This is a genomic window from Candidatus Accumulibacter sp. ACC012 (assembly GCF_907163155.1).
GTDB classification, from domain to species: Bacteria; Pseudomonadota; Gammaproteobacteria; order Burkholderiales; family Rhodocyclaceae; genus Accumulibacter; species Accumulibacter delftensis.
Genome location: NZ_CAJQUC010000017.1, coordinates 129,636 through 147,710, shown reverse-complemented (window position 1 = coordinate 147,710; position 18,075 = coordinate 129,636). Strand labels below are relative to the sequence as shown.

Annotated in this window: 14 protein-coding genes; all 14 read left to right on the top strand. The window is 62.1% G+C overall.

The window, feature by feature from the left end:
- The first annotated feature begins 93 nt into the window (after positions 1–93).
- Complete coding sequence (locus tag QZ648_RS17185) at positions 94–480, top strand: hypothetical protein (RefSeq protein WP_291997771.1); 387 nt, start codon at positions 94–96, stop codon at positions 478–480.
- Positions 477–1,529: a DUF3394 domain-containing protein gene (locus tag QZ648_RS17180; protein WP_291997770.1), complete on the top strand. Its 1,053-nt coding sequence runs from the start codon at positions 477–479 to the stop codon at positions 1,527–1,529. Before QZ648_RS17185 ends, QZ648_RS17180 begins: the two co-directional genes overlap by 4 nt.
- A 126-nt stretch (positions 1,530–1,655) precedes the next feature.
- Positions 1,656–2,468: a hypothetical protein gene (locus tag QZ648_RS17175; RefSeq protein ID WP_291997769.1), complete on the top strand. Its 813-nt coding sequence runs from the start codon at positions 1,656–1,658 to the stop codon at positions 2,466–2,468.
- Positions 2,414–2,881 (top strand): hypothetical protein, encoded by a 468-nt coding sequence (locus QZ648_RS17170; protein WP_291997768.1) that lies wholly within the window; start codon positions 2,414–2,416, stop codon positions 2,879–2,881. The genes QZ648_RS17175 and QZ648_RS17170 overlap by 55 nt, the downstream gene beginning before the upstream one ends.
- Positions 2,882–2,903: 22 nt before the next feature.
- A complete protein-coding gene (locus QZ648_RS17165; RefSeq protein ID WP_291997767.1) occupies positions 2,904–3,659 on the top strand; it encodes a hypothetical protein in 756 nt (251 codons plus the stop codon).
- A gap of 299 nt (positions 3,660–3,958) precedes the next feature.
- The gene (locus QZ648_RS17160) at positions 3,959–5,341 is read left to right on the top strand and encodes a TIGR03013 family XrtA/PEP-CTERM system glycosyltransferase (protein WP_169067112.1); all 1,383 of its coding nucleotides are present in this window, start codon (positions 3,959–3,961) and stop codon (positions 5,339–5,341) included.
- Between the two features lie 61 nt (positions 5,342–5,402).
- The gene (gene prsK / locus QZ648_RS17155; protein ID WP_291997766.1) at positions 5,403–7,517 is read left to right on the top strand and encodes an XrtA/PEP-CTERM system histidine kinase PrsK; all 2,115 of its coding nucleotides are present in this window, start codon (positions 5,403–5,405) and stop codon (positions 7,515–7,517) included.
- Complete coding sequence (gene prsR / locus QZ648_RS17150; protein WP_169067110.1) at positions 7,514–8,872, top strand: PEP-CTERM-box response regulator transcription factor; 1,359 nt, start codon at positions 7,514–7,516, stop codon at positions 8,870–8,872. Before prsK ends, prsR begins: the two co-directional genes overlap by 4 nt.
- Before the next feature lie 37 nt (positions 8,873–8,909).
- Positions 8,910–11,708 carry an XrtA/PEP-CTERM system TPR-repeat protein PrsT gene (gene prsT / locus QZ648_RS17145; protein ID WP_291997765.1) on the top strand — a complete coding sequence of 933 codons (2,799 nt, stop codon included), beginning with the start codon at positions 8,910–8,912 and terminating at the stop codon, positions 11,706–11,708.
- 45 nt (positions 11,709–11,753) lie between these two features.
- A complete protein-coding gene (locus QZ648_RS17140) occupies positions 11,754–13,034 on the top strand; it encodes a nucleotide sugar dehydrogenase (RefSeq protein WP_169067108.1) in 1,281 nt (426 codons plus the stop codon).
- The gene (locus QZ648_RS17135; protein ID WP_291997764.1) at positions 13,034–14,092 is read left to right on the top strand and encodes an SDR family oxidoreductase; all 1,059 of its coding nucleotides are present in this window, start codon (positions 13,034–13,036) and stop codon (positions 14,090–14,092) included. The genes QZ648_RS17140 and QZ648_RS17135 overlap by 1 nt, the downstream gene beginning before the upstream one ends.
- Complete coding sequence (locus tag QZ648_RS17130; RefSeq protein WP_248595443.1) at positions 14,092–15,021, top strand: transglycosylase SLT domain-containing protein; 930 nt, start codon at positions 14,092–14,094, stop codon at positions 15,019–15,021. Before QZ648_RS17135 ends, QZ648_RS17130 begins: the two co-directional genes overlap by 1 nt.
- A gap of 155 nt (positions 15,022–15,176) precedes the next feature.
- Positions 15,177–16,037, top strand: coding sequence for a serine protease (locus tag QZ648_RS17125; protein WP_291997763.1), 861 nt, complete (start codon positions 15,177–15,179; stop codon positions 16,035–16,037).
- Positions 16,038–16,126: 89 nt separating this feature from the next.
- Positions 16,127–18,073, top strand: coding sequence for an ATP-dependent DNA helicase (locus QZ648_RS17120; protein WP_291997762.1), 1,947 nt, complete (start codon positions 16,127–16,129; stop codon positions 18,071–18,073).
- The last annotated feature ends 2 nt before the right edge of the window (positions 18,074–18,075 follow it).

Sequence of the window (18,075 nt, the reverse complement as noted above, 5' to 3'; positions counted from 1 at the left end):
CTAGCTTGAGCCAGCGCATGATTTCCTTCCTGATGACCGTTTCCGGAATGGTCATCCTTGCCGGCATCGTTTACTACGGCTTTGGCTGGCTCAATGGACGTCTTCGGTGATGCCTCGATCTATATTGTCGGCGTGGTGATGATGGCGGCCTACATCGGCCTGCTGAAGTTCGGTACCCGTTATCCAGAATTGCACATGGACGACCCGGATGCGCCTATCGAGCACTTGCCGGACCCCGGCCCGACGCTGAAATCGGGTCCTGCACTTCCTGCTGCCGGTGGTGGTGCTGATCTGGAACCTGATGGTCGAGGAACTTTCGCCGGCCTTGTCCGCCTTCGGGCGACGGTGTTCCTGATGTTCATCCTGATCACGCAAAGGCCGATTATTGCGCACTTCCGCAAGCATGGCGATCCCGGCGTGGCCATTCGTCAGGGCTTTCAGGATCTGCCGACGGCCTGGTTACCGGCGCGCGCAACATGATCGGCATCGGTATCGCCACGGCGGCCGACGGCATCATCGTCGGTACCGTGACGCTGACCGGCATCGGACTGGTGATGAGCGAGGCTGGTCGAACTGATCTCGGGCGGCAACCTGATGATCATGCTCTGCCTGGTCGCGGTGATCTGCCTGATCCTCGGCATGGGTCTGCAACGACCGCCAACTATATCGTCGTATCCACGCTGATGGCGCCGGTGGTCGTCGAACTCGGTGCGCAGAGCGGTCTGCTGGTGCCGCTGATCGCCGTGCACATGTTCGTCTTCTATTTCGGACTGATGGCCGACGTGACACCGCCCGTGGGCCTGGCGTCGTATGCCGCGGCCGGGATAGCGCGCTGCGACCCGATCAAGGTCGGTGTCACGGCCTTCGGCTACAGCATTCGAACGGCGATCCTGCCCTTCATGTTCATCTTCAATACGCAGTTGTTGCTGATCGGCATCGATAGCATCGGACACCTCTTCCTGACGGTGTCTACGGCGATCATCGCCAATCTCCTTTTCGCCGCCGCGACGCAGGGCTGGTTCATGACTCGCAACCGCTGGTGGGAAGCCGTGCTCCTGCTGCTGGTGACCTTCACCTTGTTCCGCCCGGGTTTCTGGATGGACATCATCTATCCGCCTTACGACAAGTTGCCGCCGACCAAGATCATGGAGGTCGTCGAACAAGCCCCCGCCGATGACCGCCTGCGCGTCTGGATCGAGGGCGAGGACATCAATGGCAAGAAGATCTCCAAGGGCGTCCTGTTGCCGCTCGGTGCGCAGGCACCGGCGCTGCAGCGTCTCAACAGCGCCGGCCTGAGCCTGATGGCCTCGGGTGATCAGGTCGATATCCTGGGGGTCAAGTTTGGCAGCCGTGCGGCGAAACTCGGTATCGAGCAGGGTTTCACCATCACCGCACTCGAAGTGGCGACGGTACGGCCGGCCAAGGAATGGTTCTACATTCCCGCTCTGCTGCTGATGGGTCTGGTCATCGTCATCCAGCGGCGGCGCGCTGCGGTGATTGCCGCTGACGAGCTGAAGCCGGCCAGTTAGCGACCGACCGCTGCTTGCCCATGGCCAGCGCTTTTCTGGGGGAGAGGGGGCGCGGAGGAGCGGAGGGATGGGTACCGGAAGTGGCGGTCACGCTGGCGTGGCGAGTGTCTGCTCGGGCGGCGGGCGGTGAACTGGCTGCACGGAACGATCGCGGCTATTGCTGGCGTGCTCGGGCTGTTTATCGCTGTGCATCATCCCTTGTGGCCGAACATGCTCGGCGTCGTTTTCGTCGCCTGGGGGCTCGCCGTCGCCTGGCGTCCGTCGATCTTCCTGTTCGTGCTCCCGGCACTGTTGCCGGTCGCCAGTTTCTCTGCGTGGACGGGCTGGATTGGCATCGAGGAATTCGACCTGCTGGTGCTGGCAGCGGTGAGCGGCTGTCACGCCCATCTGCTGGTGGTCAAGGCTGCCCGGACATCTCATGACGGTCCCGGCGACGGATCCGAGCACGCCTGCTTTCGCCTGGCCCGACTTGGGCTGGGCGCGCTAGCCGTCTCCTGCGCAGTGGCCCTGCTGCGCGGTCTGGGCGACGCCGGTCCCTCCCTGGCAGGATGGTTCCAAGGCTACGAAGAGCCCTTGAACAGCTTGCGCGTCGGCAAGAGCTTGTTTTTCGCCTTGCTCCTCTTGCCGTCACTGCACCGCCTGCAGGCGCGTTCACCCGCCTTGGCGGCGTCCCGTCTTGCCGCGGGCGTCGCGACCGGACTGGGCCTGGTGACTGTGGCGATTATCTACGAACGCAGCGCTTATCCGGGCTCTTCGACTTTTCGACTGCCTATCGCAGCACCGCCTTGTTCTGGGAGATGCACGTCGGTGGCGCGGCGCTTGACGGCTATCTTGCGCTGGCGGCTCCGTTTGCCGTCTATGCCGTGTTGCGTGCGCCAGATCGCTTGCGCTGGGGCGTCGCCGCGCTGTTGGCGGTGGGCGTTGGCTATGCTTGCCTGACCAGCTTCTCGCGTGGCGTCTATCTCGGTGTCGGGCTTTCCCTGCTGCTGCTGGTCTGGCGGCTGTCGGTGCCGTGGCCGTCGCGGGCACGGCCAACATTGTTGCTGACCAGCGAGCCGACGCTTCCACCGTTGCCGCCGCCGGAGCCCTGGCGTGTCTGGGGAGGGCGTTTGCTGCTGGCGGTACTGATCTTTGAAGCGCTCGCGGTCTTCGGCCTCGGTGATTTCATGAGCCGGCGGCTATCGGCCAGCGAGCGCGATCTGGGCAGTCGCCCTGCAGCACTGGTCGGCCGGCTTGGGCCTGCTGCGTTCGCCATCAGAGCTCCTGCTCGGCAGGGGCCTGGGTCGTTTCCCCGCCAACTATTCACGAGCGGTAGCCGAGCGCGCCATTCCGGGTCGCCTGCGGGTCATTGATGAGCGCGAAGCTGGCGCCTACTTGCAGCTTTCCGCTCCGCCGCACAGCGCCCATCGGGACAGCGCCTTCGAACTGCTGCAACGCGTGCTGCCGCTGCACGACGGGAGCTATACGCTGATGATGGACCTGCGCGCGCCGCAGCAAGCCAGGCTACGTGTCGCTGTTTGCCAGCGGCATTTGCTCTACGACGCTGCGTGCAGTTCGAGCGTCGTCAGCGTGCCAGGCGGGGATCCCCAATGGCACCATTTCTCGCTGCAATTCACGGCTTCCATGCCGGACTCCGCTGGGGCATGGCCGCCGGCTTTCGGCTTTCTCAGCTTGCGCCTCCTGGCTGGGTCGGGCGACGCCATCGACATCGACAAGCTGCACCTCTTTGACGCCACGGGTCGGCAGTTGCTGCACAATGGCGACTTTTCCGACGGGCTGGCGCGTTGGTTCTTTGCCGGTCGCCACTACTTCGTGCCTTGGCACATCGACAACCTGTTCCTCGAAATGCTAATTGACCAGGGGGTCATCGGCCTGCTGCTGCTGCTCGCCCTGCTCGCCCTGGCCTGGGTCAATCTGCTTCGCGGTCCGGGGCGCAGGCATGACTTTGCCCCCTATTTGCTGGCCGCATTGACTGCCTTCATGGGGATCGGCGTTTTTTCCAGCCTCCTGGACATGCCGCGGGCTGCCTTCCTGTTCTTCTTGCTGCTATGCTCTGCCCTGTTCCTGAACGGGCACGCCGTTGTTGCCGACCCTCGTGCAGCACCGCCTGCCCCCGTTCAGGAGCCCTGACAGACGCCGCAGCTTGTCGATTACTTGGCTGTGTTTGCGCGACAATAATGGATAACAATTAAACATATCAGACGGTTGCTGCGCTTTGTGAAAGTGCAGGTTTGATATTCGCAGGGAGTTGCAGGGTATGTTTCGCAGGGTATTGCCTCCCGCTTGTGGATTCCGTCACGGTCTTGCCGGCGACCCGCTGATAACCTTTGTTTCGTGAGATTCGCCGAGCTTGCCGCCTCTCAGAGCGGTGCTCGGCAGGTCAGTTATCAACGAGAATTTGTCGGATTCGTGCTTGCAAGGGGGCTATCGTGATCAAGGTCTTCAATCATTGGTTTTATCGGGCGACCATTGCCCGGGTGGCGATCGATCTGATGTTCCCGGTGATCTGCGTGATCCTGGTTGCCATTTGGGTCGGTCGTGGCGGCGAGATCGCCCTTGAGAAGGTCGCTTTCTATGCCCTGATTTTTGCGTTGATGAGCATAGCCTTCAACGCCTGGCTGGGTATCTATCAGCGGGTTCATAGCCGAACTCGGGCAGAGACGCGGGCGCGTGCGGTGCTGTCCTTGTACCTGGCGATTCCATTGGCCTATGTGGTGTTTTCCCTGCTGTCGGTGGCCGAGGTCGATCGCGGCTTCATGCTCTTGTCTGGCCTGGCGGCACTTTTCGCGACCCTGCTGCACCGCGTCCATTCGGCGCACAGCCGGACCGGCATGCTGCTCAGCCACCGGGTGCTGGTTTTTGGCGCTGGCGACGAGGCGGAAAATGTCGGCCGCGTGTTGCGCAAGTCGGATCCGGATATCGAAATCGTTGGTTTCTATCCCAGTCCGACCGACGTCGACATCGTTGTCCCGGCGCAGGTTCTCCTGTCGCGTGACATGTCGCTGTCGGATACCGCTCATGCGCTGAAGGTGGACGAGATCATTGTTGCCGTGCGCGAGCGTCGTGGTGGGGCGCTTCCCCTGCGCGAACTCCTTGACTGCAAGCTGTCCGGCGTCAAGGTCCTCGACTTGGCGAGCTACTTCGAACGTGCTCTCGGGCAGATCAGGATCGATTCGTTGCGCGTCAGCTGGCTGATCTTCGGCGACGGGTTTCGGCAGAGCTGGCGGCGTAGCAGCGTCAAGCGCCTGTTCGACATCATCGCCGCGGCGGTCCTTTTGCTGCTCGCCGCACCGGTGATGCTGCTGACCATGTTGCTGATTGTTCTCGAAGATGGGTTTTCAGTCTTTTACCGGCAGGAGCGGGTAGGTCTCGACGGCCGCTTGTTCAATGTCATCAAGTTTCGCAGTATGCGCAAGGACGCGGAAAGCGATGGCCAACCCCGCTGGGCGACTGCCAACGATGATCGTGTGACCCGTGTCGGCAGGTTCATCCGCAAGGTCCGCATTGACGAGTTGCCGCAACTGTACAGTGTGCTGACCGGCGACATGAGCCTGGTCGGCCCACGCCCCGAGCGCCCGTATTTCGTCGATCAGCTGACGCGCGATATCCCCTTCTACGCCGTACGCCACAGTGTCAAGCCCGGGGTGACCGGTTGGGCGCAGGTCAGTTATCACTACGGTTCGACGGTCGACGATTCAATTCAGAAGCTGCAGTACGATTTGTTCTACGTCAAGAATCACAGCCTGTTCCTCGATATCGTGATTCTCTTTCAGACGGTCGGCGTGGTGTTGACCGGCAAGGGTGCTCAGTGAGCTTTCTGGCGATGATCATGGCCGAGGGCGGAGGGGTGCGAATTGGGGAGCTTTGTCGATCATGATGGACAATGATATGGCGATTATTTCTAGCTGGAGTTACGGGCTGACCGGACTGCTGGCGGCCTTTCTGGCGCTCTATCTGGCGTCTGGCTGGAAGGTCGGAGGTCGTAGTCGCGCGATGTTCCTGGCGGTCAGTCTGTGTGCCCTGTGGGGACTGCTGGGGATGGCTTTTGCGCTGACCCAAAACGTGCTTTTCCTCGCCGCCAGTATGGTCGCCGATTCCTTGCGCTTCGGCGGCTGGTATCTGTTTCTGATCCTGCTGATGAAACCGGAGTCGGCTGACGGTGCGCCGGCGAGCGCGCGCTTTGGCTGGTTGGGGGGCATCGCCTTGCTGCTCCTTGCCTTTGGTTTCGGCTCGCAGTTACTGGTGGCCACGGGAATTGACCTGGCGCTACCGGCACAGCGTCTTTCCCTGTTTTCATCGCTGGCGATGAGCGTCTTCGGTCTGGTGCTGCTGGAGCAGTTGTTCCGCAACGTCTCGCCCGATTTTCGCTGGAGTATCAAACCGCTATGTCTGGGGCTCGGCGGTACCTTCCTATTCGATCTGTACCTCTACTCCGATGCGCTGCTGTTCAACCGGATCGACTCCGACGCTTTCAGCATCCGCGGTTTCGCGCATGCGGTAAGCTTGCCGCTGGTCGCTTTGTCAGCGATCCGCAGCCACGACTGGAAGCGCCGCCTGGTGATGTCGCAGCGCGCAGCCATGCAGTCAGCAACGCTGGTTATTGTCGGTATCTATCTGTTGTTCATGGCTTCCGCCGGCTACTACGTGCGTTTGTTCGGCGGCGAATGGGGGCGGGCTCTGCAGTTGGCGCTGCTCTTTGCGGCCCTGCTGGTTCTCGTTGCCTTGACCTTTTCGGGCTCCATGCGGGCGAGTTTGCGGGTCCAGGTGGGCAAGCACTTCTTTAGCTACCGCTATGACTACCGTGAGGAATGGTTGCGTTTCACGCAGACGCTTTCCTCGCAGGATGGCTTCTCGGGGATGGGACGGCATGCCGTGCGCGGTCTGGCCGACATGGTCGAGAGTCCCGGCGGTGCGCTGTGGTTGAAGGAGCCGTCGGGCCGCTTTTTCGCTCAAGCCGCGTGCTGGAACATGCCGCTGTCGGCGGCCACCGAGGATGATGGCAGTCCCTTGTGCCGTTTTTTGCTCGACAGTGGTTGGGTGATCAACCTCGAGGAATATCGCTCTCTGCCGCGGCGTTATGATGGCCTCGTCCTGCCACCGTGGCTGGTCGAAGTGCCGAACGCATGGCTGGTGGTGCCCCTGACCACCGGCAACGAGCTGATTGCCTTTGTCGTGCTGGCCACCGCGCGGGCCCGGATCGACGTCAACTGGGAGGTCAACGACCTGCTGAAAACCGCTGCTCGGCAGGCGGGTGCCTTTCTTGGCCAGATGCAGGCCAGCGAAGCGCTGCTCGAAGTGCGCAAGTTCGACTCCTTCAACCGCATGTCGGCTTTTGTCGTCCATGACCTGAAGAACATCGTCGCGCAGTTGTCGTTGATGATCAAGAACGCTGAACGCCACCGCGACAACCCCGAGTTCCAGAAAGACATGCTGATGACCGTCGAAAACTCGGTTGAGCGCATGCGCCAGTTGATGTTGCAACTACGCGAGGGCGCAACTCCACTTGACGGTCCACGCGGCATCGATCTGGCTGACGTGGTGCGCCGCATCCAGACTGCCAAGACTGGCCTGGGACGTGAGGTGGAATTGAACATCGAGGAGAAACTGGTGGCTCGCGGCCACGAAGACCGCATCGAGCGCGTCATTGGTCATCTTGTGCAGAACGCGCTGGAGGCCACAGAACACGGTGGGCGGGTGTGGATCCGCTTGGCTCGGCAGGAGAGCAATGCCCTGGTCGAGGTCGGCGATAGCGGCCACGGAATGAGTCCGGAGTTCGTTCGCGAGCGCTTGTTCAAGCCTTTTCAGACTACCAAGCCAACGGGAATGGGGATTGGTGCTTACGAGAGTTTCCAGTACGTGCATGAATTGGGCGGCAAGCTGTCGGTCGATAGCGCTGTCGATGTCGGTACACAGGTGGCCCTGTTGTTGCCATTGTTTGATGCGGGCTCGACAAAGAACTCCGCTGATTTACCGGAGGAGTCGGAATGAGTTCCGAAAAGCTACCTAATCTGCTCATCGTCGAAGACGATCGAGCGCTACAGAAACAGATGCGCTGGGCTTTCGACCAGTACGAGACCCTGACCGCTGACGACCGCGAGAGTGCGCTGGCACAGATCCGCCGTTTCCAGCCACCGGTGGTGACCATGGACCTCGGCTTGCCGCCCGACGCCGATTCCGTCTCCGAGGGATTCAAACTGCTCGAAGAAATCCTGACCCTGGCGCCGGACACCAAGGTTATCGTTCTGACCGGTCAAAATGATCGCAGCAATGCTCTGCGGGCGATCGCCCTCGGCGCGTACGACTTCTTCGCCAAGCCTTTCGAGATCGAGATGCTCGGTTTGACGGTCGATCGCGCTTACCGCCTGCATGAACTACAACGGGAAAACAAACGACTGCAATCGATGCAGCAGCCCGATGTGCTGTCCGGCCTGCTCACTCGCGACCCGGCGCTGCTGCGTGTTTGCCGCACCATTGAACGGGTGTCGGTCAGCGATGCGACGGTCTTGCTACTCGGCGAAAGCGGCACCGGCAAGGAGATCCTGGCGCGTGCGGTACATGAGTCCTCGGCGCGGCGCGCTGAGCGCTTCGTGGCCATCAATTGCGCGGCGATTCCGGAGAACTTGCTGGAAAGCGAGCTCTTTGGTTATGAGAAGGGTGCTTTTACCGGCGCGGCGCGAATGACGCCGGGCAAGATCGAGACGGCCAACAACGGCACCCTGATGCTCGACGAGATTGGCGACCTGCCGCATTCGCTGCAGGCCAAGCTGCTGCGTTTCCTGCAGGAGCGTGTGGTCGAGAGGATCGGCGGGCGCCAGGAGATTCCGGTCAATGTGCGCATCGTCTGCGCGACGCACCAGAATCTCAAGTCCCTGATCACCGGAGGGGGGTTTCGGGAGGATTTGTACTATCGCCTTGCTGAAATCGTGGTAAATATTCCTCCCCTGCGCGATCGTTCCGGTGACCCCGCCTTACTGGCGCATGCCTTTGTCAGGCGCTTTGCCGAGGAGCAGAATCGTGGCGCGATGACCATGCGCGAAGATGCTGTGCGGGCAATCGAAGCACACCTCTGGCCGGGCAACGTGCGCGAACTCGAAAATTGCATCAAGCGCGCGGTGATCATGGCCGAAGGCAATCAAATCACCGCCGACGATATCGGCTTGTCCGGTGTAGAGTCGCCGGATGCGGTGCCGCTGGACCTGCGTCAGGCACGCGACGACGCCGAAAGGCGGGTCATCATCGCCGCCATGGCGCGGGCCGACGGCAACGTGGTCAAAGCCGCGGAACTGCTCGGCGTCAGCCGCCCGACACTTTACGACTTGATGCATCGATTTGGACTCAAGTAGCCTTGTTGTCAATTTTAACTACTCCATGGGGATACCTATGAATACCCGTCACTCATCAATGCAGCGGCTGCGCAAAGTGGCCGTCTCCGGTTTGCTGGCCGCTCTCCTTCTGGTCGGCTGTGGAGGCGAGAAGCCGGAAGCCATGCTCGCATCGGCCAAGCAGTACCTCGCCAAGAACGACCCCAAGGCGGCCACCATCCAGCTGAAGAATGCTTTGCAGCAAAAACCGGATCTGGCCGAAGCGCGTTTTCTGCTGGGCAAGGCGCTGCTTGAGGCCGGTGATGCGACCGGCGCCGAGGTTGAGCTGCGCAAGGCGCAGGGCTACAAATACCCTGCCGACGAGGTGACGCCGCTACTCGCGCGCAGCTTGCTGGCGCTGGGGCAGGCGGACAAAGTGACTAGCGAAATGGCCAGCGCCGAACTGTCCACGGCGCAGGCCAAGGCCGACCTGCAGACTTCGCTGGCGATGGCTTACCTGATGCAGAACAAGCCGGCGCAGGCCGAGGCCGCTTTTGCGGCTGCCGTGGCCGCGCAAGCGGGCTACCCCCCGGCATTGCTCGGCCAGGCCAGGCTGAAAGCAAGCCACGGTGATCTGCCGGCGGCGATGGCGCTGGTTGATGCGGCCATCGCGACATCGCCGGAACTCTACGACGCCTGGCAGCTGAAGGGAGATCTCTTGTCCAACCAGGGTGATGCAGCCGCTGCGATGCTGGCGTATCGGAAGACAATGGAATTGCGCCCGACCTACCTGCCGGCGCATGCGGCGGTCATCCGGCAACTCCTGGCGGAGGGCAAGCTCGATGAGGCTGCCCAACAATTGGCGGTAATGAAGGGCATCGCTCCGGGTCAGCCGCAGACGATCTATCTGGAGGCCTTGCTGGCCTACCAGACGAAAGACTTTCCGGCGGCCAGGGAATTCATTCTGGAGCTGTTGAAGCGTACGCCGGACAACCCCCTTGGCTTGCAACTGGCGGGCCTTATCGAATATGAGCTGAAGGCCTATCCGCAGGCCGAGAGCTACCTGCTCAAGGCGCTTCCGAACACGTCTGAGCTTGGTATTGCACGGCGCGTCCTGATTGCTAGCTACCTGCGTAGCTCGCAGCCTGGCAAAGCGCTGAGTGTGCTCACGCCGGTGCTCGACAAGATCGAAAACGATTCGAACATGCTGGCGCTGGCCGGCCAGGTCTACATTCAGAACGGCGATATCGAGAAAGGGGGCGAGTACTTTGCGAAGGCTGCCGCCCTTGACCCGCAGAACGCTGGCAAGCGAACCTCTCTGGCGATGGTCAGTCTGGCGAAAGGTGAAAGCGAGGTGGCTTTACGCGACCTCGAGAAGGTCGCCGCCGCCGACCCCGGCAACCGCGCCGACCTGGCGCTGATTGCCGCCCACCTGCAGCGTCGTGAATTCGACGCGGCGCTGCAGGCTGTCGCCAGCCTGGAGAAGAAGCAGGCCGATGACCCGCTGGTGCATAATTTGCGCGGCACGGCGCTACTCGGCAAGCGCGATCTCTCTGGCGCGCGGGCGAGTTTCGAGAAGGCACTGGCTTTGAGCCCGACCTATTATCCGGCGGCGGCCAACCTGGCCAATCTGGATATCGTCGAGAAAAAGCCTGCCGACGCCAGGCAGCGTTTCGAGACCCTGCTGGCCAACGATCCGAAGAGCATGCAGGCTCTCCTGGCGCTCGCCCAGCTACGCGCCAAGGACGGCGGTACGACCGAGGAAGTGGCCGTCCTGATCAACCGGGCGGTGACCGCCAACCCGAGCGAGCCGACTCCGCGGCTGGCGTTGATCGGCCTGTATCTTGGCAAGAACGACACCAAAAGCGCGCTTTCCGCGGCCCAGGAAGCGGTCGCAGCCATGCCGGACGAGGCCGCGATTCTGGACGCTGCCGGGCGTGCCCAGCAGGCAGCCGGAGAGTATAACCAGGCGCTGGCCACCTACGGCAAGCTGGCTACGCTCAAGCCCGATCTCCCCTTGCCCTATCTACGCATGGCCGAGGTCGAAGTCGCGGCAAAGAACAAGGAGGCGGCTTTGCAGAGCCTGCACAAGGCGTTGAAGGTCATGCCCGATTCGCTCGATGCACAGCGCGGAATCATCATGCTCGAACTTGATGCCGGTCGCGTGACGGAAGCGGTCGCCGTCGCACGGGCAGTCCAGAAGCAGCGTCCAAAGGAGGCGGTCGGCTACGTTTTCGAGGGCGATCTCCATGCCACCAAGCGCTCCTGGTCCGATGCTGTAACCGCCTACCGTGCCGGGCTCAAACAGGTCCCTGCGGCGACCGAGTTAGCCATCAAACTGTACGCGACCTTGTCCGTGAGTGGCAATGTTGCCGAAGCCGACCGCTTTGCTCAGACCTGGCTGAAGGATCACCCCAAGGATGCCCGCTTCAGCCTTTACCTGGCCGAGAGTGCGACCGCGCGCAAGGACTTTGCCGCAGCGGCCAAGCTCTATCGGCCCTTGCTTGAGGCGCAGCCGGATAACGCCGCGCTACTCAACAACTTCGCCTGGGTGGCAGGTCAGTTGAAGGATCCGAAAGCCATCGAATATGCCGAGAAAGCCAACAAGTTGGCACCAAACCAGCCCGCCGTAATGGATACTCTCGGTGTCTTGCTGGTAGATCAGGGTGACCAGGGTAACCAGGCACGTGGGCTGGCGCTGCTCAAGGAGGCGGTGGCACTGGCCCCGCAGCAGGCCATGATTCGTCTCAACTATGCCAAGGCGCTGATCAAGACCGGACAGAAAACCGAAGCCCGGAGCGAACTTGACGAGCTTGCCAAGTTGGGCGACAAATTTGCGGCGCAGGCCGAAGTCACGGCGTTGCTCAAGGGGCTCTGAGCACAAACGTTTGCCAATGAATAATAGCGAGAGGACAAAAAGTAAATGACTACTGTTGCTGTGGTTGGTTTGGGTTATGTGGGTTTGCCGCTGGCCGTCGAGTTCGGCAAGAAGAGGCGAACCATCGGTTTCGACCTCTCAGTCAGCAAGATTGCCCATTATCGGCAGCACTTTGACCCGACCGGCGAGGTCAGCACCGCCGATCTCAAGGCCGCTTCGCACCTGGAAGTGGGAACCGATCCGGCGGCATTGGCGGATGCGGATTTCGTGATTGTCGCCGTGCCGACGCCGGTGGACGATGCCCATCGGCCGGATTTCGGGCCCTTGATCGGCTCTTCCGAAGCGGTCGGCAGGAACCTGAAGCGCGGTGCGACGGTCGTCTTCGAGTCGACCGTCTACCCCGGCGCGACCGAGGAAGTCTGCATTCCGATCATCGAGAAGTTCTCCGGAATGAAGTGGAAAGAAGACTTCTTCGTTGGCTATTCGCCCGAGCGGATCAACCCCGGCGACAAGGAGCGGACGCTCACGAAAATCGTCAAGGTAGTTTCCGGCGACACGCCGGAAACCCTTGAACGGGTCACCGCGGTCTATTCGGAAATCATCACGGCGGGCGTTTTTCCGGCCTCCAGCATCAAGGTGGCCGAGGCTGCCAAGGTCATCGAGAATACCCAGCGCGATCTCAATATTGCCCTGATGAACGAGCTGGCGATCATTTTCGATCGCGTCGGCATCGATACCCTGGAAGTGCTTGAAGCGGCCGGCAGCAAGTGGAACTTCCTGCCTTTCCGTCCTGGTCTGGTCGGCGGCCACTGTATCGGTGTCGATCCCTATTACCTGACGCATAAGGCCGAGATGCTCGGTTATCACCCGCAGGTGATCAACGCCGGGCGGCGCATCAACGACGGCATGGGCAAGTTCATTGCCGAGCAGACGATCAAGCACATGATTCGCAACGGCCTGCCGGTCAAGGGTGCGCCGATCATTGTTCTGGGCCTGACCTTCAAGGAGGACTGCCCGGATCTGAGAAACTCGCACGTCATTGATGTCATCCGCGAGCTCGAGTCCTACGGGGCACAGGTGCTGGTGCACGAACCGGTTGCCGATGCCGATGAAGCGCGTCACGAGTACGGTGTCGAGTTGACGCCCTGGGAGCAATTGCCCAAAGCAGCGGCGATTGTCGCTGCCGTCGCGCACCGCGAGTTCAAGCAGCGGCCACTGGCCGAGATTGCCGGCAAGCTGCAGAAAGGTGGTGTCCTGACGGATGTCAAGAGCATGTTCAGCGCGGCGGAACTGGTTGCCCACGGGGTGACCGTGTGGCGCCTGTGATGTCTGCTTCACCGACCACCCTGGCAGCACTTGAGCAGCGCCTGCTGGCCCAGCCGGCGCGCTGGCTGGTGACCGGTAGCGCTGGTTTCATTGGCTCGCACCTGGTCGAGACATTGCTTCGGCTCGGGCAGACGGTCGTTGGTCTCGATAACTTTGCGACCGGGTATCGTCGCAACATCGATGAAGTGCGGTCGCTGCTTACGCCCGAGCAGTGGCAAGGTCATCGTTTCATCGAAGCCGACATCTGTGATTCCGACGCCTGCCGCGAGGCATGCAGCGGTGTTGACTATGTTCTTCATCAGGCGGCGCTGGGTTCGGTCCCACGCTCGCTGGCCAATCCGCAGGCCACCAACGCCACCAACATCGACGGCTTTCTCAACATGCTGGTTGCCGCTCGCGACGCGGGCGTCAAGCGCTTTGTCTATGCCGCCTCGAGTTCGACCTATGGTGATCATCAGGCGCTGCCCAAAGTGGAAGACACGATCGGGCGGCCGCTGTCGCCGTATGCGGTCACCAAGTTGGTCAATGAGCTCTACGCGGAGGTCTTCGGGCGCTGCTACGGTATCCCGTCAGTCGGTCTGCGCTATTTCAACGTCTTCGGTGCGCGCCAGGATCCGGAGGGTGCCTACGCAGCGGTCATTCCCCGCTGGGCGCGTGCCCTACTGCTTGGTGAACTGGTGACGATCAATGGTGACGGGGAGACCAGCCGCGATTTCTGTTTCGTGGACAACGCCGTGCAGGCCAATCTGCTGGCCGCGATGAGCGACGATCCGGCGGCCCTCAATCAGGTCTATAACGTCGCCGTCGATGATCGCACGACGCTGAATCGGCTCTTCGAAATCCTCCGCGATGCGCTTGCCGACATTCGCCCTGACGTACGCCAGGTGCAAGCGGTGTACACGGATTTTAGAGCCGGCGACGTGCGCCATTCTCAGGCCGATATCGGCAAAGCCAGGCGCTTTCTCGGCTATTCGCCTAGCCACTCGCTGCTGGCGGGAGTGCAAGTGGCGATGCCGTGGTATGTGTCACATTACGCACGGCCGGGAGGCGGCACGTGATGCAAGCCCTCGCTGTCCTCTCTTCGCTGCTGCGCCGTGGCGCCATGGCCTTCGCCTGCGCGCTGCTGGCGCTCGCCGTGGCAGCGACCGCGACCGCGGCGGAGACGGCAGATAAGGCAGCTAAGGCCGATAGCGCACAGCGGCTGGCGATGCGTAGCGAGGCGCTGAGTTACGAGCACGGTGAAGGGGTGCCCAAAGACCCGCTGCGAGCGGCGCGACTCTATTGTCAAGCGGCGCTGCTCGGCGACGCCGAGGCGCAGTTCAATCTCGGCTGGATGTACGCCAATGGCCGCGGGGTCGAGCGCGATGATACGCGCGCAGCGTACTTTTTTGGGCTGGCGGCAAAGCAGGGGCATGCACAGTCGCAGAAGATGTTGCGTTTCGTCGGAGAGCCCGGTCCGAAGCTGCCCGAATGTATGCTTCCGACGGTTCTTGCCGACGACGGCCGTGATGTCCTGGTCGCCCGCAGCGAAGCTCAGGAAGTCGTTTTCGGTCTGGTCAGGCAGCTGGCGCCCGAGTATGGCGTCAGTCCGCGCCTGGCCCTGGCCGTGATCCGTACCGAGTCCAACTTCAATTCGCAGGCGCTCTCGAACAAAAATGCACAGGGCCTGATGCAGCTGATTCCCGATACCTCGGCGCGCTTCAACGTCAAGCAACCCTTCGATCCGGAGCAGAACCTGCGTGGCGGTCTCGCCTATCTGCGCTGGTTGCTGGCCTATTTTGAAGGCGACGTCAGCCTCGTTGCGGCGGCCTACAATGCCGGCGAGGGGGCGGTCAATCGTTACCGCGGCGTACCTCCGTACGCCGAGACGCGCGGCTACGTGAAGCGCATCATTGGCCTTTTTCAGCGCGAGGCGCATCCTTACGACGCCCGAGTGACGACACCTTCGCCAGCGTTGTCGCTGATCCGCCTGACCCAGGGCAGCTAGGAAAGCGGTGCGCCAAGTAGCGGCGAAAAGCTGCGCACTGAAAGTGGTGGGGGGCGGTCATGACTTTCACGATCTCGGGTAGCTCGACAGCTCGTGACCGTCAGCCGAATCACTTCCTCCGTCACCCTGCGATTGATGTTCGCCAAAGGAACAAGATGAGCTTCTGGTCCCGAATTCATTCTTTCCTGAGCAAGGGCTACGGCAGCTTGCCGGGCAGTCCGCAGCGTGCAGGCCAGGCGCTGGCGCCCTTGTTGCGCGGCTGCCGTGCCGGGTCGCTGGCCGGCTTGCTGCTCGTCGCCGCGCCGGTGGCGGCGGACCTGCCCGACGTGATCGATCGCGTAAAACCTTCGATCGTCGTTGTCGGCACCTATCAGCTGACGCGCAGCCCGCAGTTCGTGATGCGTGGAACCGGTTTCGTCGTTGGCGACGGCCGTCATGTCGCGACCAATTCGCACGTCCTGCCGGACAAGATCAACGAGGCGGCAGGCGAGCGCCTGGTGATCATGGCGCGTCCGGCGGGCTCGTCACTGCAGCGGCGCGAAGCCACCTCGGTGGCGGTCGACCACGCTCACGATCTCGCTCTGCTGCGGGTTGACGGCCCGAGCATGCCGGCGCTGACGGTGCACGACTCCGCGCGGGTGCGCGAGGGGCAGTCCGTGGCGTTTACCGGCTTTCCGATTGGTGCCGTGCTCGGACTGTCGCCGGTGACCCACCGGGGCATCATTGCGTCGATCACACCGATCGTTCTGCCCAGCTCGAACGCCCGCAATCTCAATGCCAAAGTCATTGCCCGCTTGCGGCGCGGCAGCTTCGACATTTACCAGCTCGACGCTACGGCCTATCCCGGCAACAGCGGCGGCCCTCTCTACGAGGTGAGCCGTGGCGAAGTGGTCGGGATCATCAACATGGTCTTCGTCAAGGAGAGCAAGGAATCGACGCTGAGCAAACCATCCGGGATCAGCTTTGCCATTCCCTCTGAGTACCTGAGCGACTTGATGCGCGACGCGAATCTGTAGTCGGGGAGTGGTCAGGAAGCAGTATTCAGTTTTCGCTCTGCGGGTGCCAGCTTCTGGTAGCATGCAGCGCTGCTTTCGATGATCCGCGCATGACCGCCCTGCTTTCCGAAGTTTTCTCTGCCAATGGCCCGCTGGCCAGCGGTGTTCCCGGCTATCGGCTGCGCACTCAGCAGCTCGAACTGGCCGAGCGCATTGCCGCCGCGATGGCCGACAACAGCGTGCTGATCGCCGAAGCGGGCACCGGCACGGGCAAGACCTATGCCTATCTAGTTCCGGCGCTGCTCTCGGGTGGTAAGGTGATCGTTTCGACCGGCACCAAGAACCTGCAGGATCAGCTCTTCTCGCGCGACATCCCGACTATCCGCCAGGTGCTCAAGGCGCCGGTTCGGGTGGCGCTGCTCAAGGGCCGCGCCAACTACCTCTGTCACTATCATCTCGAGCGCGCGCTGGCCGACGGTCGTTTCCTTTCCCGCGACGATGCCGCCTACGCGCGACATATCGCGCGTTTCGCCAAGCAGACGCGCACTGGCGACAAGGCCGATTGCGCCGACGTGCCGGAGAACGCCTCGGTGTGGGGCATGGTCACCTCGACGCGCGATAACTGCCTCGGCCAGGACTGCCCGCAGCACAAGGAGTGCTTTGTTCTGGCGGCACGCCGCGAAGCGCTGGCCGCCGATCTGGTAGTGGTCAATCATCACCTGTTCTTTGCCGACGTGATGTTGCGCGACGAAGGGACGGCTGAACTGCTGCCAGCGTGCAACGCGGTGATTTTCGACGAAGCGCATCAATTACCGGAAGTCGCCAGCCTGTTTTTCGGCGAGAGCGTGTCGACGGCGCAGCTCGGCGAGCTGCTTCGCGATACCCAGATCGCCGCGCTGGCGTCGGCGCGCGATTGCCTAGACCTGCCGAAGCTGTGTGCCAGCCTCGAAAAAGCCGTGCGCGATCTGCGCCTGACGCTACCGGTCGAGCCGGCGCGTTTCGCGCTTTTGCAACTCGAGGGAAGGGGGGGGTTCGCGAGCGGCGTTAGCAGCGTGCTCAGCGAGCTTGAAGCGCTGGCCGGCTTGCTGGAAACGCAGGCACAGCGCTCGGAGGGCCTCGACAGCTGTTGGCGACGTGCCGGCGACTTGCTCCTGCGCCTACGTAATTGGCAGAACGGTGCGAATGCCGACTTCGTGCGCTGGGGGGAGACGCATACCCACAGCCTGCAGCTCAACGCGACGCCGTTGGTGATCGCCGAGATCATGCAGAAGCAGATGAGCGGTCATCCACGGGCCTGGATTTTCACCTCGGCGACGCTCGCCGTGCAGGAGGATTTCGGCCACTACTGCGCCGAGATGGGGCTTGTCGACGCCAGCTCGGCGCGTTGGGAGAGCCCTTTCGACTATCCCAATCAGGCCTTGCTGTACGTGCCGAAAGGACTTCCCGAACCGAACAGCCAGGGCTACACCGAAGCGGTGGTGAAGGCTGCTTTTCCCTTGCTCAAGGCCAGCCACGGCCGCGCCTTCTTTTTGTGCACCTCGCTGCGCGCGATGCGCCGCACGCACGAACTGCTCGGCGAAGCGCTCGAGCGAGCAGGCCTCGATTTGCCCTTGCTGCTACAGGGTGAGCGCAGCAAGAATGAGCTGCTCGAACGTTTTCGCCGCCTTGGCAACGCCATCCTGATCGCCAGCCAGAGTTTCTGGGAAGGCGTCGATGTGCGCGGCGAAGCCTTGTCGCTGGTGGTCATCGACAAGCTGCCCTTCGCGCCCCCTGACGATCCGGTGCTCTCGGCGCGTATCGAGCGCATGCGGAGCGCCGGTCGCAATGCCTTCATGGAGTATCAATTGCCGCGCACGGTGATCAATGTCAAGCAGGGCGCCGGGCGTCTGATTCGTGACGAGAGTGACCGCGGGGTGTTGATGATCTGTGACCCGCGGCTGATCAGCAAACCCTACGGCAAGCGCATCTGGCGCAGCCTGCCACCGATGAAGCGCAGTCGCGATGTCGAGGAGGCGCTGGCTTTCTTCGCAGCGCCAAACGCGCCGGGGCGTGGATGACG

Coding starts and splice junctions, on each gene's coding strand:
- QZ648_RS17185 (WP_291997771.1), top strand. CDS start 94: ATGGACGTCTTCGGTGATGCCTCGATCTATATTGTCGGCGTGGTGATG.
- QZ648_RS17180 (WP_291997770.1), top strand. CDS start 477: ATGATCGGCATCGGTATCGCCACGGCGGCCGACGGCATCATCGTCGGT.
- prsK (WP_291997766.1), top strand. CDS start 5,403: ATGATGGACAATGATATGGCGATTATTTCTAGCTGGAGTTACGGGCTG.
- prsR (WP_169067110.1), top strand. CDS start 7,514: ATGAGTTCCGAAAAGCTACCTAATCTGCTCATCGTCGAAGACGATCGA.
- prsT (WP_291997765.1), top strand. CDS start 8,910: ATGAATACCCGTCACTCATCAATGCAGCGGCTGCGCAAAGTGGCCGTC.
- QZ648_RS17140 (WP_169067108.1), top strand. CDS start 11,754: ATGACTACTGTTGCTGTGGTTGGTTTGGGTTATGTGGGTTTGCCGCTG.
- QZ648_RS17135 (WP_291997764.1), top strand. CDS start 13,034: ATGTCTGCTTCACCGACCACCCTGGCAGCACTTGAGCAGCGCCTGCTG.
- QZ648_RS17130 (WP_248595443.1), top strand. CDS start 14,092: ATGCAAGCCCTCGCTGTCCTCTCTTCGCTGCTGCGCCGTGGCGCCATG.
- QZ648_RS17125 (WP_291997763.1), top strand. CDS start 15,177: ATGAGCTTCTGGTCCCGAATTCATTCTTTCCTGAGCAAGGGCTACGGC.
- QZ648_RS17120 (WP_291997762.1), top strand. CDS start 16,127: ATGACCGCCCTGCTTTCCGAAGTTTTCTCTGCCAATGGCCCGCTGGCC.